General features: G+C 61.1%; 13 protein-coding genes. 6 read left to right on the forward strand and 7 right to left on the reverse strand.

Features of this window, described 5'->3' with window-relative positions; genetic code table 11:
* The first annotated feature begins 65 nt into the window (after positions 1–65).
* Complete coding sequence (locus OF385_RS03950) at positions 66–1,358, forward strand: aminotransferase class V-fold PLP-dependent enzyme (RefSeq protein WP_264277850.1); 1,293 nt, start codon at positions 66–68, stop codon at positions 1,356–1,358.
* Positions 1,359–1,811 (forward strand): Fe-S cluster assembly sulfur transfer protein SufU, encoded by a 453-nt coding sequence (gene sufU / locus OF385_RS03955; protein ID WP_264277081.1) that lies wholly within the window; start codon positions 1,359–1,361, stop codon positions 1,809–1,811.
* Positions 1,812–1,895: 84 nt separating this feature from the next.
* Here sufU and nhaA read toward each other — a convergent pair whose 3' ends face one another.
* Both nhaA and OF385_RS03965 read right to left on the reverse strand, forming a co-directional pair.
* Positions 1,896–3,248, reverse strand: coding sequence for a Na+/H+ antiporter NhaA (gene nhaA, locus OF385_RS03960; protein WP_264277082.1), 1,353 nt, complete (start codon positions 3,246–3,248; stop codon positions 1,896–1,898).
* Between the two features lie 170 nt (positions 3,249–3,418).
* Positions 3,419–3,913 carry a DUF2505 domain-containing protein gene (locus OF385_RS03965; RefSeq protein WP_264277083.1) on the reverse strand — a complete coding sequence of 165 codons (495 nt, stop codon included), beginning with the start codon at positions 3,911–3,913 and terminating at the stop codon, positions 3,419–3,421.
* Positions 3,914–4,158: 245 nt separating this feature from the next.
* On the opposite strand from OF385_RS03965, the gene mfd reads away from it, so the two are divergent.
* Positions 4,159–7,770: a transcription-repair coupling factor gene (mfd, locus tag OF385_RS03970; RefSeq protein WP_264277084.1), complete on the forward strand. Its 3,612-nt coding sequence runs from the start codon at positions 4,159–4,161 to the stop codon at positions 7,768–7,770.
* 12 nt (positions 7,771–7,782) lie between these two features.
* On the opposite strand, the gene OF385_RS03975 is transcribed toward mfd, so the two are convergent.
* The 5 genes from OF385_RS03975 to OF385_RS03995 form a co-directional block, all read right to left on the reverse strand.
* Positions 7,783–8,277, reverse strand: a complete 495-nt coding sequence (locus OF385_RS03975) for a tetratricopeptide repeat protein (protein WP_264277085.1) — start codon at positions 8,275–8,277, stop codon at positions 7,783–7,785.
* A gap of 78 nt (positions 8,278–8,355) precedes the next feature.
* The gene (locus OF385_RS03980; protein ID WP_264277086.1) at positions 8,356–8,613 is read right to left on the reverse strand and encodes a hypothetical protein; all 258 of its coding nucleotides are present in this window, start codon (positions 8,611–8,613) and stop codon (positions 8,356–8,358) included.
* A gap of 35 nt (positions 8,614–8,648) precedes the next feature.
* Positions 8,649–9,335, reverse strand: coding sequence for a deoxyribose-phosphate aldolase (gene deoC, locus OF385_RS03985; protein ID WP_264277087.1), 687 nt, complete (start codon positions 9,333–9,335; stop codon positions 8,649–8,651).
* Positions 9,336–9,394: 59 nt separating this feature from the next.
* Entirely contained in the window at positions 9,395–11,125 is a 1,731-nt protein-coding gene (locus OF385_RS03990; RefSeq protein ID WP_264277088.1) for a phospho-sugar mutase, read from the reverse strand.
* A 50-nt stretch (positions 11,126–11,175) separates the two neighbouring features.
* Positions 11,176–11,976: a purine-nucleoside phosphorylase gene (locus OF385_RS03995; RefSeq protein WP_264277851.1), complete on the reverse strand. Its 801-nt coding sequence runs from the start codon at positions 11,974–11,976 to the stop codon at positions 11,176–11,178.
* A 208-nt stretch (positions 11,977–12,184) separates the two neighbouring features.
* On the opposite strand from OF385_RS03995, the gene OF385_RS04000 reads away from it, so the two are divergent.
* The 3 genes from OF385_RS04000 to OF385_RS04010 all read left to right on the forward strand — a co-directional run bounded on the left by OF385_RS04000 (position 12,185) and on the right by OF385_RS04010 (position 16,109).
* Complete coding sequence (locus tag OF385_RS04000; RefSeq protein ID WP_264277852.1) at positions 12,185–13,513, forward strand: NAD(P)H-quinone dehydrogenase; 1,329 nt, start codon at positions 12,185–12,187, stop codon at positions 13,511–13,513.
* Between the two features lie 332 nt (positions 13,514–13,845).
* Positions 13,846–15,234 carry an MFS transporter gene (locus OF385_RS04005; protein ID WP_264277089.1) on the forward strand — a complete coding sequence of 463 codons (1,389 nt, stop codon included), beginning with the start codon at positions 13,846–13,848 and terminating at the stop codon, positions 15,232–15,234.
* A gap of 134 nt (positions 15,235–15,368) precedes the next feature.
* The gene (locus tag OF385_RS04010) at positions 15,369–16,109 is read left to right on the forward strand and encodes an SDR family oxidoreductase (protein WP_264277090.1); all 741 of its coding nucleotides are present in this window, start codon (positions 15,369–15,371) and stop codon (positions 16,107–16,109) included.
* Positions 16,110–16,134 lie beyond the last annotated feature (25 nt).

Here is a 16,134-nt window from a genome sequence, read left to right on the forward strand (position 1 = left end):
TGTCGCTAGATCGCCGTGGTGACAAGGCAACCCATGACAATTATTCGGAGGACCACGTGCAGACGATGACCGGTCAGCCAGATGCCCAGGTATCGCTCAGTGCCGTAGAGGTTCAGCGTATCAAAGCAGATTTCGAGATCCTGGAGCACCAAGTCAACGGTACCGACGTCGTGTACTTGGACTCAGGCGCCACCAGCCAGAAACCGCGTTGCGTTTACGAAGCGGAACAGCACTTCTATGAGAACGCCAACGCCGCCGTGCACCGTGGCGCTCACACTTTGGCCGTCGAAGCCACCGAGATTTATGAAGAGGCCCGCGAGACCGTCGCCAAATTCATCGGTGCGCGCACCAACGAATTGGTATGGACTTCGAATGCCACCGAAGCGCTGAACCTGATCAGCTACTCGATGTCCAATGCCTCCTTGGGACGTGGCGGCGAAGCCGCCGAACGTTTCCGCATTGGACCAGGCGATGAAATCCTCACCACCGAAATCGAGCACCACGCAAACCTGATCCCTTGGCAGGAACTTGCCTTCCGTACCGGCGCCACCTTGCGCTATGTGCCAGTGGGCGAAGATGGCGCACTGCGCTATGACCTGCTGGATGAACTGGTCACCGAGAAAACCAAGCTGGTAGCGTTCACCCACGTATCCAACGTGCTCGGCACGATCACCGACACCCGGCGCTTTGTCGACGCCGCGCGCAAGGTTGGCGCCTTGACTGTGCTCGACGGCTGCCAGTCGGTGCCTCACCTGCCCGTAGACGTCAAGGCGCTCGACATTGATTTCATGGCCTTCTCCGGCCACAAGATGCTCGGTCCAACCGGCATCGGCGCCCTCTACGGCCGTGAAGAACTGCTCAACGCCATGCCGCCATTCCTCACCGGCGGATCAATGATCACCGTCGTTGATATGGAACACGCAGAATTCCTGCCAGCGCCGCAGCGCTTTGAGGCCGGGACCCAGCGCATCGCCCAGACCCATGGCCTGGCCACTGCAGTCAGCTACCTGCAGGAAATTGGCATGGACCGCATCGCGCAGTGGGAAGAACACCTCGGCGCAATGCTCTACGAAGGCTTGTCCCAGATTGAAGGCGTGCGCGTCTTCGGCCCGAGCGAGGCCCGCCGTATCGGCACCGTGCCATTTGAAGTCATTGGAGTGCACCCGCACGATGTGGGCCAGTACCTCGATTCGCGAGGCATCGCCGTGCGCGTGGGACACCACTGTGCCCAGCCACTGCACCGTGCCTTGGGAGTCACTGCCACCACCCGAGCAAGCACCTACCTGTACAACACGGAAGACGACATCAAGGCGCTTCTCGAAGCCCTGGGTTCCGTGCGTGAATACTTTGGAGTCTAAGTGAACGAATTAGATCAGCTATACCAACAGGTCATTCTGGACCACTCCAAGCGACGCATCGGCTCACCGCTGGCAGACCTCACCGAGGGTTTCCTGCATGGTGAATCGCACCAGCACAACCCTATTTGCGGTGACCAGATCCGCGTCCGCGTCGAGTTGAATGACGATGATCATTTCGAAGCCATGAGCTGGGAAGGCGATGGCTGTTCCATCTCCATGGCCTCGGCGTCGGTCCTGAGCGAAATGCTCCCAGAGATGACCAAGGACGAGTTCTTGGACAAGCTGGAGATTTTCCGCGAAATGATGCGTTCCAAGGGTGCGTTCGAGCCAGATGAAGAGGTCCTGGAAGACGCAGCCGCCTTTGTCGGCGTCTCCAAGTTCCCTGCACGCGTCAAGTGCGCGATGCTGGCTTGGGTCGCCGCTGAAGCTGCAATGCTCGGTGCTAACAAGTAGGCGACAGCCGAAGACTCTGGCGCCTGGCCTCCACAATGGAGGCCAGGCGCCAGAGTCTTTAATAGCTACTAGCTCGGTCGCTGCCTAGCTGTTGTTCTCATCCTGCTGATACACGTCAGGAATGCCGTCCTTGTTCTCATCGCGCGTCTCGCGCTCGTCGAGCATCTTATAGCGGCGATTGCGGGGAACCAGCCACAGGGCACCCAGGATGGCTGCGATGAAGGAGCCGCTGAGGATGGCCACCTTGGCATGCTCATAGTGCGGGGACTCCAAGCCGAAGGACAATTCAGAAACCAGCAAAGACACCGTGAAACCAATGCCGGCAAGCAGCGTCACGCCCAGCAGATCGCCCCATCGCGCGTCCTTGTCCAATGAGGCCTTGGTGAACTTGGTCAGCAACCAGGTGAATCCCATGATGCCAATTGGCTTTCCAAGCACCAGGCCCGCAACGATGCCCCAGAAGACCGGGTCGGCAAGGACGCTGCCGCCACCGGACTCCGAGGAAACCACCGTGACACCGGCGGCGAAGAAGGCGAAGATCGGGATGCAGAAACCTGAGGAGAGCGGACGGAAACGGTGCTCGAACTGTTCTGCCAATCCGGCGCCCTCCCGTCCATCGGTGCGCTTGACCGGGACGCAGAAGCCCAGGACCACTCCGGCGATGGTGGCGTGGATGCCGGATCCGAAGACGAAGATCCAGGTGATGATGCCCAGTGGCAACAAGATCACCCAGGCAGCCCAAGCGTTCTTGGCGAAGAATTTGCCAAGGTAGCGGGCCAGAACCGTAAACAGGATGATCGGGATCAGGGACAGTCCCAAGTACGACAGTTTGAGTTCATCGGTGAAGGCCACCGCAATGATGACAATGGCAATCAGGTCATCGACCACTGCTAGTGTGAGCAGGAAGATGCGCAGGGCAGCGGGGAGGGCGGAGCCGATCACCGCGAGCACGGCCACTGCGAAGGCGATGTCGGTGGCCGTGGGGATGGCCCAGCCACGTAGGAGTTCCGCGCCACCGCCGGAACCGGCTGCAATGGCCATGAAGATCAACGCCGGGACCAGCACGCCGCCAAAGGCCGCCGCCACCGGAACCGCAGCGGTTTTGACATTGCGCAGATCGCCAATGACAAACTCCTTCTTCAGCTCTAGACCGGTGAGGAAGAAGAACACTGCGAGCAGTGCGTCAGCGGCCCAATGGCCGATGGACAGGTTCAGATCAACGCCAAAGAGCGTCGGGCCGAAGTGGAAATCACGCAGCGTGAAGTATGAGTCCCGCAGGGGAGTGTTGGCCCAGACCAAAGCTAGCAATGCGCCGGCGATGAGGACCATGCCACCGACGGTTTCCTTGCGCAGGATATCTCCGATGCGCACTGATTCCTTGTAGCTTGGGCGTGAAAACAGGTTCCTGCCGGAACCCGAAGTCGGAGTTTGGCTCATGCGTTCAACTCGCTTAATTCGTTAAATGAATATTTCTCGCCGACCAGACTTCCCGGCACACCTGATTCCACCCTATCGCGATCAGTGCTGGGGACTACAAATCCCCGGATGTATTGCGGAAAACGCGCATCCGGGGATTGAGGAAGTTCAAATCGTGAGGACTGGCAGATCTACTTCGAGAGCCAATCGTTGACCTGAGCAGCCTGCAGATTCAGCGCCTTGCCAATGTATGGCTCAGCCGCCGACGCCAGCTTGCCACCGATGAAAGGAATCGAGGAAGAGACCTTGGCGTCCACAGCGAGCTCGGAGACCTCGCCCTGGCCGGTCAGCTGTTCGGTGCCGCTGACGGTGACTGGAACACCGCCGACGGTGATCTGCACCGACGCAGAACGGCTGCCGTCAGCATCAGGCGCGCTCCACTTCTCCACCTGGGTAATCTCGATGGAAGCGCCCACGAACTTGCGGGCGATATCTGGCACCCGGTCGGTAGGAACCGCGCGGACCGTGGTCAAGGTGAAAGCACCAGCGACATCGCCATCTACGGTGAATTCATTCAAAGTGCCGTTGGCGACTTTGGTCAGATGCTCGGCGAAGCCACGATCGCTCAGGGTGGCGATGACCTGCTGGGCAGGGTGGCTGATCTGAGTGCTTGCATTCAATGCCATGAAAGCTGATCCCAATCTGGAAATTTGGCTGGACGGGCAAGCAAAAGGAGCCGGCCCGGGGATGGACAGTATTAACACTATCCGGTGGGATGTATTAGGTAGGCTAGGACTGCACTTAAAACAACATATTGGCGTTGAGCCGGCCGCGGAAAACATTTGCGGTCGGTGTTCGTGGTGTCGTTTCGCCCCGTAATACCACTGGGCACACTGCACCTAGCGCCTGCACGAGAGGATCCGAAATCCCCATGAGCCTTAACGGACTTCATGACTTCCTGCGCGAGGAGCCAGCCTTCCGCCGCATCCGCACGAGTGCAGCCAATAGCTTCTCCACCAGAAGCGAAGAACTGGAAATCGCGGCCCCGCAGGGCATGCGCGCAATCCTCTCCGCTCATATCAGCCAGGCCCTGGATGAGAGCAAGAATGACGGAGTGACGATGATCGTCACCGCCACCGGACGCGAGGCGGAAGAGGTGTCCAGCTCGCTGAGCGCTTACCTGCCAGCAGAGCGGATTGCCGAGTTCCCTTCATGGGAAACCCTTCCGCATGAACGCCTCTCGCCCCGCAGCGATACCGTCGGCCGCCGGCTCGAAGTCTTGCGCCGGCTCCACCAGCGTGATGACAGCCTCAGCGTCGTCATCGCACCGATCCGCGCCGTGCTCCAACCACTGGTGGACGGTCTGGGCGAATTGCGTCCCGTGTCCCTGGAACTGGATGCCGAACCAGGCTTCGACCAAGTCATCAGGGATCTGGCCGCCGCGGCCTACGCCCGCGTTGACATGGTCACCCATCGCGGCGAATTCGCTGTGCGCGGTGGCATCATCGACGTGTTCCCACCGACGCTCGACCATCCCGTCCGCATTGATTTCTTCGGGGATCAGATCGATTCCATGCGCTACTTCGCCATCGCCGATCAGCGCTCCACCGATGACGCCGGACCGCGGAAAATCATTGCTACCCCCTGCCGTGAAATGCTGATCACCCCGCAGGTCATGAGCCGCGCGGCAAACCTGAAAAACCATTTCCCCGCAGCCCAGGAAATGCTCACCAAAATTGCTGGCGGCATCGCAGTGGAAGGCATGGAGTCTCTTGCGCCATTGCTGGTCGACAAGATGGTTCCCCTGCTCTCGCTGTTGCCGGAGTCCTCCATAGCCCTGGTAATGGAGCCTGAACGCGTGCGCGCCCGTGCCCAGGATCTGAACGCTACCAACGCCGAGTTCCTGGCCGCTGCCTGGGCCTCGGCCTCCGACGGCGCCACTGCTCCGCTGGATCTGAACACCGCCACCTCCGAGCGCAAGCTCGCCACCGGCGACTTCGCCTCATTGGCCGAAACCCTGGAACATGCCAAGGCGGCCAAGGTCTCCTGGTGGGCGCTGACCGCCATGGGCGCGGATGAAGAACTGGATCTTGGCGCTTCGACTATCCGCATCCCGGCCCGAGAACCCCACGGCTATCAGGGCGATATCGAAGCGATGATGGAATTCATCGCCGGACGAGTCAAGGACCAATGGCGTTTTGTCGTCGCCACCGAAGGTCCTGGTCCGGCCCAGCGACTCTCTGAACTCTTCGCGGAATTCAGCATCCCCGCGCATCGCGTCGACAACATGGACCAGGCGCCAACGCCGGGGCTGATCGAAATCACCCAGGCCACCGCCGGGCGAGGTTTCGTCTTTGAAGGCCTCAAGCTCGGCTTGCTCACCGAAGCCGACCTGCTGGGCCGCTCCAGCGCGTACCCCAACCGCAAGGGCCGCAAGCTCACGGTGAAGCGCAAGCGCAACGCGGTTGATCCGCTGAGCCTGCAGGCAGGGGACTTCATCGTCCACGAGCAGCACGGCATCGGCAAATTCGTGGAGCTGATGGCCCGCAAGGTCAACGGCTCAGGCAAAGACGCCAAGCGCGAATACCTTGTGGTGGAATACGCTTCCTCCAAGCGCGGAGCGCCGGGGGACCGGCTCTTCGTCCCGATGGATCAGTTGCATATGGTCACGCGGTACGTGGGCGGCGAAGCCCCCACCCTGTCCAAGATGGGCGGCTCGGATTGGGCCAGCACCAAATCCAAGGCCCGAAAAGCGGTCAAGGAAATCGCAGGGGATCTGATCAAGCTGTACTCGGCACGCATGGCCAGCCGCGGCCACGCCTTCGGCCAGGACACCCCGTGGCAGAACGAGCTGGAAGAAGCCTTCGCGTTCATTGAAACTCCAGATCAGCTCACCGCGATCAATGAGGTGAAGTCCGATATGGAGAAGGAAATCCCGATGGACCGGTTGATTTCCGGCGACGTGGGCTTCGGCAAGACCGAAATCGCCGTGCGCGCTGCCTTCAAGGCCGTGCAGGATTCGCGGCAGGTGGCCGTGCTGGTGCCCACCACCTTGCTGGCTTCCCAGCACTACCAGACCTTCACCGAGCGCTACTCCGGCTTCCCGGTGCGCGTGAAAACCCTGTCGCGTTTCCAGACCGCCAAGGAATCAAAGGAAATCCTGGCCGGGCTGAAGGACGGCAGCGTGGATATCGTCATCGGCACCCACCGCCTTCTTTCCAAGAATGTCGAGTTCAAGAATCTTGGCCTGGTCATTATCGACGAGGAACAGCGCTTCGGTGTGGAGCACAAGGAAGAGCTCAAGAAGATGCGCACCAACGTGGACGTGCTGGCCATGAGCGCCACCCCGATTCCGCGTACCTTGGAAATGTCATTGACCGGCATTCGCGAAACCTCCACCCTGGCAACACCGCCAGAAGAACGCCACCCGGTGCTCACCTATGTGGGCCCGCGCAGCGACAAGCAGATCTCCGCAGCCATCAAGCGCGAGCTCATGCGCGACGGGCAGGTGTTCTTTGTGCACAACCGCGTCAGCTCCATTGAGCGTGTGGCCGCGGAATTACGTGAACTCGTTCCGGAAGCTCGCGTGGAAGTCGCGCACGGCAAGATGAGCGAATCACGGCTGGAGCGGATTATCCAGGATTTCTGGGAAAAGAAGTTTGACGTTCTGGTCTCCACGACGATCATCGAAACTGGTCTGGATATTTCCAATGCCAATACGCTGATTGTGGACCGGGCCAACAACTATGGCCTGTCCCAGCTGCATCAGCTGCGTGGGCGTGTAGGCCGCGGGCGCGAACGTGCCTACGCCTACTTCTTGTGGGATGTGGAAAAGCCGTTGGGCGAGGTTGCCCTGGAACGTCTGAAGGCCGTCGCCGCGCACAACGAATTGGGCTCGGGCTACCAGCTGGCGATGAAGGACCTGGAACTGCGCGGGGCGGGCAACTTGCTCGGCGGCGAACAGTCTGGCCACATTGCCGGCGTGGGCTTCGACCTCTATCTGCGCCTCGTGGGCGAAGCCGTGGCCGACTACAAGGGCGAAGGTGAAGAAGAGGCCACCGAGATGAAAATCGACCTGCCGGTCAACGCCCATCTGCCACATGATTATGTCCCCGGCGAGCGGCTGCGCCTGGAGGCCTACCGCAATATTGCCTCGGCGGAAACGAACGAGGCGCTCGCCGAAGTACGCGAAGAGCTTGTGGATCGCTACGGCAAGCTGCCGCAGCCGGTGGAGAATCTCATGCGGGTTGCCGCGTTGCGTATCCGCGCCCGCGCCGTGGGGCTGCACGATATCCAGCAGATCGGCAACAATATCAAGTTGTCGCCTGCGAAGATCGAGGACCTTCCGGCATCACGCCAGGTGCGCCTGGAACGCCTCTACCCGGGGGCCGCGAACAAGCCGGCACTGAATTCGATATTCCTGCCCAAGCCCAAGACCTCGCCGATTGGCGGCCGTGACTTGGCGGATGAAGAGATCCTCGAATGGGCTGAAAAGCTGCTCTACGCGATCTTTGAGCCGACCCCGGCCCCGGCAACTGCCTAGTTGTTTCGGACGCTAGCGCTGTGCTGCGCCCGGGATGTCAAGGTCCTGGGCGTAGGCAGCCAGTGCCCGGCCATAGAGCCGGGCGTGCGGCGCCAGCGCGGTGATGGCTGTGCGCAGCGCTTCGGCGCTGCGGCCGGCATCCAGCAGGGCCAAAGCCAAAAACCCCTGGGCATCTGCATGCAGAACCGAGGACGGCTGAATCGGTTCCAGCAAGGCCATGGCCCGCCTGGGCTGTCCCAGATTGCGCAGGGTGCTTGCCAGCTGGATGAGCGCTTCTTCCTGTTTCTGACCGCTTAGGCCGGCCTGCAAGGCCCGCTGATAAGGCAGAACCGCCTGTTCTTCTTCGCCGAGGAAGTCATGCAGCGAAGCAATTTCAAAGAGCACCCGCGGATCCGCGGGGTCACGGCCTTGGAGCAGCTCCCCGAGCTCTTCACGAAGCTGTTCCGCGCTTTTCCCCGCAGTCGTATTCCAGTAGGTTTCCACCCGTTGTTCCCACGTCTTGCTCATGGGCCCAGTTTAGGCGGTTAAACAGGAAAGGCCGCCGGGCCCAGCGGGCCCGGCAGCCTTTCGCAAGAGGCCTAAAAGCTACTTCTGGCTTGCAGCGCTGGCTGCAACCAGGTCCTCGGACTTTTCCGAGCGGCCCATCAGGTGCATCGGAATGGCAAAGGCCAGGAACATCAGAGCGAAGCCCACCAGGGTTGGCCACCAGGCATTGTCCAGTTCCCAGTAGCCCAGGGTGTAGATGCCGGCTGCGAACATCACGAAGAAGATCACAAAATTGATGAGGTTGCCGACAAGGCGGCCTTCACCGGAATGGGCAGTGTTCTTGCCGTTCGAGTACACTTTTTCTCCTTGAGGAAACTGATAGGTGCGATGTCCTAGTAGCTGGAACCGCTTTGCTCTCCCTCTAGGATAGCAACTCCTGAGCTGGATCCCAGCCGGGTAGCACCAGCAGCGATCATGGCACGAGCGGTTTCAACGCTGCGGACGCCGCCGGAGGCCTTGACACCCATTTCCGGTCCGACCGTCTGGCGCATCAATGCCACATCTTCAACGGTGGCTCCTCCCGTGGAGAATCCGGTGGAGGTCTTCACGAAATCAGCGCCGGCAGCCTTCGCCGCCTCACAGGCCAGGACCTTGGCATCTTCGGTGAGCAGGCAGGTCTCGATGATGACCTTCAGGATCGCTCCGCCTTCATGGGCTGCCTGGGCAATGGCAAAGATCTCATTGACCAGGGCATCGCGGTCTCCGCGCAAGGCCGCGGCAATATCGATGACCATATCGATTTCATTGGCGCCGTCAGCCACCGCGTGCTTGGTTTCGAAGACCTTGGTGTCGGTGGCCGAGGTGCCCAGAGGGAATCCGATTACCGAGCAGGTCAAGACCTCGGAGCCTTCGAGCTCGCGAGCCACGGTGGAGACCCACAGCGGGTTGACGCAGACCGACTTGAATTCGTACTTCTTGGCCTCATCGCAGATCTGGACAATCTGCTCCCGCGAAGCATTTGGAGCCAGCAAGGTGTGGTCAATGTAGCCAGCGATCTCGCGGGCGGTAAGTTCAGTCATCTTTTCCTCTAACAGTTAAGATCTCAAGCAGTTCAAATGAATGTCTCGAAAGGGCAAGCCTAGTTGGCATTCAGGTAGGCTGCCAATTCCTTCTTGATGGCTTGCACCTGTTCGGTGGCTCGCTCGCGAGCTGCCCGGACCCCATCCAGGCCGTCGACCGGTTCAATGGTTTCCAGATAGCATTTGAGTTTTGGCTCCGTGCCGGACGGGCGAATGATCACTCGCGCACCGGAGAAGGTGTGCAGGATGATCGCGTTGGTGGCCGGGAGCTTTTCGGTTCCCGCGGACAGGTCGGTGACCTCGGAAACCTCGGAACCGCCCAGCGTCTCGGGGGCGCGATGGCGGAACTTGTCCATCAGCACTGGAATCTGGGCCAAATCGGTGAAGCGCAGCGACAGCTGGTCGGTGACATGCACCCCGTGCTTGGCGGCCAGCTCATCGAGACGGCCTGCCAAGGACCCTGACTCGGCTTTCAGCTGCGAGGCGAGGTCAGCCAGGACGATGCCGGCGGAAATCCCGTCCTTATCTCGGACCAGATCCGGGGCAACACAGTACCCTAGAGCCTCTTCGTAGCCGAAGCCCAGATCCTCGACACGGGAGATCCACTTGAAACCGGTCAAGGTTTCCTCGTGCTCTCGTCCGGCTTCCTTGGCAATGGCAGCCAGCATGCGGGAGGAGACGATCGAATTGGCCAGCTTCTTGCCTTCGGGCAGGTTCTTGGAAATCTGGTCGCCCAGAAGCCATCCCACTTCGTCGCCGCGCAGCATCCGCCATGTTCCGCCATCGAGGATGGCGGCGGCACAGCGGTCAGCGTCCGGGTCATTGGCGATGACCAGGTCAGCGTCCACCGTGCGTGCCAGGGCCAGCGACAAGTCGATGGCTCCCGGCTCTTCCGGGTTGGGGAATTTCACGGTAGGGAACAGCGGATCCGGCTGTTCCTGCTCGGCAACCATGTGGACGTCGGTGAATCCGGCGTTGAGCAATGCCTGCTTCATGGTGTGCCCGCCGACGCCGTGCATGGCCGAGACGACAATACGCAGGTTCTTGCGGGCGGCCTCCTGGTTCTGTGCCCCGGGGATCACCGGGCTGATGGCTGCCAGGTAGGCGGCCTCGATATCGCCTGGGGCACCGGGTGCTGGCAGCACGTCCCAGCCTTCGACGGCCCGCTGGATTTGGGCGACCGGTTGCTGGTGGTCGATGAGGGCAGCGATGTCAGCATCGATGGGGGAGACGATCTGCGCGCCCCGTCCCGACTCGTCGGTGATGCGTCCGCCGACGTAGACCTTGTACCCGTTATCGCGGGGCGGGTTGTGGCTGGCGGTGACCATGACTCCGGCCTCGGCCGAGAATTCGCGGACGGCCCAGGCCAGTACCGGGGTGGGCAGTGGCGAAGGCATCAGCAGCACCTCGAAGCCGGCGGCCGCAAAAATCCCTGCGGAGTCTTCGGCGAAGACATCCGAGTTGAATCGGGCATCGAAGCCGATGACGACCTTGGGGGTGTACTGGCCGGCGGCTTTCTGGGCGAGGAAACGGGCGATGCCCGCCGCGGTGCGCATGACCACAACGCGGTTCATGCGCATCGGCCCGGCGCCGAGCTCGGCGCGCAGGCCCGCGGTGCCGAATTCCAGCACGCCGCTGAAGCGGTCGGCGATATCGTCAAAGGCCTGTGCGTCGCCTTCGGTGACCCGCTCGATGAGCCGTTGCAATTCGGCCTGGGTTTCCTGGTCTGGATCCTGGGCCGCCCATTTGCCAGCTGCATCAAGGAGCTGGATCTTTTGCGTGTGATTCACTGTTTTCCCTCTGAGAAGAACGCCGTTGATTCCCGGTACTGCGCTGCGGCCTAGAGCTTGGCGATAATTTGCGCGAGCAGCTTGGAAATGCGCGGGCCAGCGGCCTGGCCGGCTTCGATCACTTCTTCGTGGCTCAGCGGAACCGGGCTGATGCCTGCGGCCAGGTTGGTCACCAGGGACATGCCGAAGATCTCCATGCCTGCGTGGCGTGCGGCAATGGCTTCCAGAGCGGTGGACATGCCCACCAGGTCGGCGCCGATCCTCTTGGCGTACTGGACCTCGGCCGGGGTTTCGTAGTGCGGACCGGTGAACTGGGCGTAGACGCCGTCATCGAGGCTGGAGTCCACTTCGCGGGCAATGCCGCGAATGCGCGAGGAATACAGGTCGGTCAGGTCTACGAAGGTAGCGCCTTCCAGCGGGGAAGCGGCTGTGAGGTTGATGTGATCCGAGATCATCACCGGGGTGCCTGGGGCCCAGTCCTCGTTCAAGCCGCCGCAGCCGTTGGTCAGCACCAGGGTCTGGCACCCGGTGGCCGCTGCGGTGCGGATGGGGTGGACCACTGAGCGCACGCCACGGCCCTCGTAGTAGTGGGTGCGGGCGCCGAGCACCAGAACGCGCTTGCCGGTGGAGGTCAGGATCGAGGAAATGCTGCCCTTGTGGCCGGGCACGGCCGGGGCAAGGAAGCCGGGGATGGTGGTGGCATCCAGGGTGTGGGTGGTTTCGCCGATCAGTTCGGCGGCCTGGCCCCATCCGGAGCCCAGCACTAGCGCGATATCGTGTTTTTCAACGTTGGTCTGCTCGGCGATTACCTGTGCAGCCTGTGCTGCTAGAGCCTGTGGGTCATTATGCATATCAGTCACGGGCAATACGCTACCGGTAGCGAGGCGCTTTGTCAGGTGAAGCTAGTGCTTCAGAATCAATATCACGTCCAGAAACGGCCATTCGGATGTGCGCATTGAACCGACATGGTGAACAATAGAAACCGTGAGCGCAGATCGTACGAATGAAGCAACCCGTTTAGTTATCCTCGGTGGCGGACCGGGTGGCTATGAAGCTGCCATGGGGGCGGCCCAGCTGGGCGCCAATGTCACCATTGTGGAACGTTCCGGCATGGGCGGCTCAGCAGTGCTGACCGATGTCGTGCCGTCCAAGACTCTGATCGCTACCGCCGACGCCGTGCGCCGCGTGAAGCAGGCCGAGGCTTTCGGCGTCCACGTTGATGGACTGGACTCCGCAGTGACCGACTTCTCGGTAGTCAACCACCGCCTGCTGGACCTTGCCAAGGAGCAGTCCTCGGATATCCGTACCGGCTTGGAGCGCAACGGGGTTCGCATTGTCATCGGCGAAGGCCGCCTGCTTGACCAGCACACGGTGGCGGTCTCCCACCCGGACGGCTCGGAGCAGACCATTGATGCCGATGCCATTCTGATCGCTGTTGGCGCGCACCCGCGAGAGCTGCCTTCCGCGAAGCCGGACGGCGAACGCATTTTCAACTGGACTCAGATCTACAACATGAACGAGGTGCCGGAGCACCTGATCGTTGTTGGTTCCGGTGTTACCGGTGCAGAGTTCGCTTCGGCCTACAACCTGCTCGGCGCCAAGGTCACCCTGGTGTCTTCGCGCGACCGTGTTCTTCCCGGCGAGGATGCTGATGCAGCTGGCGTGCTGGAAGACGCGTTCAAGGAAAACGGCGTGAACGTCGTGTCCCAGGCCCGCGCAGAAGGCGTGGAGCGCAAGGGCGACAAGGTCTTTGTCACCTTGGCTGACGGCCGCGTGCTGGAAGGCAGCCACTGCCTGGTGGCCGTCGGCGGCATTCCGAATACCGCCAACCTCGGCTTGGAAGAAGCTGGCGTGCAGCTCACCGAATCCGGCCATATCAGGGTCGACGGCGTATCCCGTACTACCGCTACCAATATCTACGCCACCGGTGACTGCACCGGCGTCTTCGCGCTCGCCTCGGTGGCCGCGATGCAGGGCCGTATTGCCGTAGCCCACCTGCTCGGAGACTCGGTGAAGCCGCTGAATCTTGATCTGGTGGCTTCCAACGTCTTCACCTCTCCTGAAATCGCCACTGTCGGTGTCACTCAGCGTGCTGTGGCCGAGGGCAAGTACCAGGCGAACATCATCAAGGTTGATCTGAACGCGAATGCCCGCGCGAAGATGATGAACGTGGAGCATGGTTTCGTGAAGATCGTTTCGCGCAAGGGCTCGGGCACCGTCATCGGCGGCGTGGTGGTTGCGCCACGTGCCAGCGAGCTGATCTACTCACTGGCCTTGGCCGTCCAGAACGGCCTGCACGTGGATGACGTCGCTGAGACCTTCACCGTGTACCCATCGCTGTCTGGCTCACTGGCAGAGGCCGCACGCCGTCTGCATCGGCACAGCTAGCTATCGCTTGTCAGCAACGGCGGCATCGGCATTTCATGCCAGATGCCGCCGTTGCTTTATTAACTGCCCGTTGGTGAAATATAGTGATGGAGTTCACATTCGATCCGCCTTTTGGTATAAGTGGGATTCCTTTGTGGACTAGTCACGTCTCATTATGTGAACTGGCGTATTCCCGCTAGTTAGATGGCAAATGACCTGCTGGCAGCTGGTTGATGGCCTAATGATGTCCAAATAGTGGACATCAATATCCGAATACTGGGCATTGAGGTTTAAGATTGTGACATTCGCAAATGAACGATTCACTCGTACTTTCACCCTAAGGAGCAGCCTCAATGTCGCAGGCTAACCAGACGGTGGTGCCAAAGGAAAACTCACGCGGACGCGTGCTGTTTGCCAGCATGATCGGCACTACGGTCGAATTCTTTGATTTCTACGCCTACGCCACCGCGTCGGTTCTCGTATTCCCGGCCCTGTTCTTCCCGAACGCCACCGCAATCAACGCGATCCTTTCCTCGTTCGCGATTTTCGGTGTGGCCTTCGTGGCTCGCCCGCTCGGCTCGATCGTGTTCGGCCACTACGGCGACAAGCTGGGCCGCAAGGGAACCCTGGTTGCCTCGCTGCTGCTGATGGGTATTGCGACCTTCCTCATCGGCTTCCTGCCACCGGCGGCCGGCAGCTGGACGGTGCTGGCACCAACCGCTCTGGTGCTGCTGCGCTTCGCCCAGGGCCTGGCCTTGGGTGGCGAGTGGTCCGGCGCTGCGCTGCTGGCCACCGAGAACGCTCCAAAGAACAAGCGCGCCATCTACGGGACTTTCCCGCAGCTGGGCGCTCCTATCGGCTTCATCATTGCCAATCTGATGTTCGTCGCACTGCAGACCTGGACCACTGCCGAGCAGTTCCAGGCATGGGGCTGGCGCATTCCGTTCTTCTTCTCCGCAGTGATGGTCATCATCGGCTTGTGGGTACGCCTGAAGCTGGTTGAATCCGCTTCCTTCCAGAAGGTCCTGGATCAGAAGAAGGTTGTAAAGTCGCCATTCGCGGTGACCATGAAGAAGCACTGGCGCCCAACCCTGGCCGGTACCTTCATCATGCTGGCTACCTATGTGCTGTTCTACCTGATGACCTCCTTCACTTTGACCTACGGCACCCAGCCAGCCAGCGTGGAGCAGGCTACCGCGGCGGCCGAAGCCAAGGGAAAGACCTTTGACGCTGCCGGCTTCGTCCCGGGCCTGGGCATTGAACGCCCGACCTTCCTGACCATGCTGATCATCGGTGTTGTCTTCTTCGGCATCTTCACCGTCGTTTCCGGCCCATTGGCTGAGAAGTTCGGCCGCCGCAAGTTCCTGATCTGGGTCACCTCCGGCATCCTGGTCTTCGGGCTGGCGTGGACTCTCTTCTTCGGTCCGGGCCAGGGCGCTGCCATGGCCGGTCTGATCATCGGCTTCACCCTGATGGGTTCGACCTTCGGTCCGATGGCCGCCTACTTGCCTGAGCTGTTCCCTTCGAACGTGCGCTACACCGGCTCGGCCGTAGCCTACAACCTGTCCTCGGTGATCGGTGCGGCACCAGCATCCTTCGTCGCTGTGGCGCTGTGGAAGGCCGGCAACGGCAACACCTTGGGCGTCGGGCTCTACCTCGCCCTGGGCGCAGTGCTGACCCTGGTGGCACTGTTCATGACCCGCGATACCTCGGATATCGACATGGAAGAATTCGTCGAATAAGCCGAACTTTTCGAAGCGCAAAGGCCGGGCAGCCCATCCTTGGATGATGGGCTGCCCGGCCTTTGCCCGTTGCATCAAGGAATATGTGTGCCACTATGGGCAGGTAACCGAAATCTTTCGCAGGGGGAGTAGTCATGCGCATTGCAGTTGCCGGAGGCACCGGAGTCCTGGGACGCCAGATCGTGGAGAAGCTCGCGGCACTGGGCCACGAGCCGGTGGTGCTCGCGCGATCTGCCGGTTGCGACCTGACCAACTTCCACTCGGTGAAGCAATGGCTGGTTGACTGCCAAGCGGTCATCGATGTTTCCGGCTCGTCCACGACGAGTGCCTCGGCTGCCATGCGCTACTTCACCCAATCCACCGCCAACCTCATTCGCGTCGGCCGAGAGGCAGGCGTGGAGAACCACGTGGCGCTGTCCATTGTCGGTGCGGCCCGCATCGACTCCGGATACTACGCCGGGAAGGCGGCCCAGGAACGCATGCTCCAGATCCTCCAGGACGGCTACACGATCCTGCGCGCCACCCAATTCCATGAATTTGTCGGGCAGAATATCAACCGGCTGGGCGCCGGCCCGGTGCAGATGGCACCAAAGATGCGGCTACAGCCCATTGCCGGATCCGAGGTTGCTGACGCGCTGATAGATCTGGCGCTGGCCCCTGCCCAAGGTCTGGTGCAGGATCTTGCCGGCCCGAAAGAAGAGAATATGCCAGAGCTCTTCGCGCAGTATCTCCAGCACCAGGGGAAGTCCCCGAAGATCATCGAGGTCCCGGTTCCCGGGGCGATGGGCAAAGCCATGCGCCAGGGCGGAATCCTGCCGGACACCTCGGCACGGCTGGGCCAGGAGACCTTCACCGACTGGCTCGCCCGGCAATAGCCGCGAACCTGCGGATTTGCCTTAG

Source organism: Glutamicibacter sp. JL.03c, from assembly GCF_025854375.1.
Lineage (GTDB): Bacteria > Actinomycetota > Actinomycetes > Actinomycetales > Micrococcaceae > Glutamicibacter.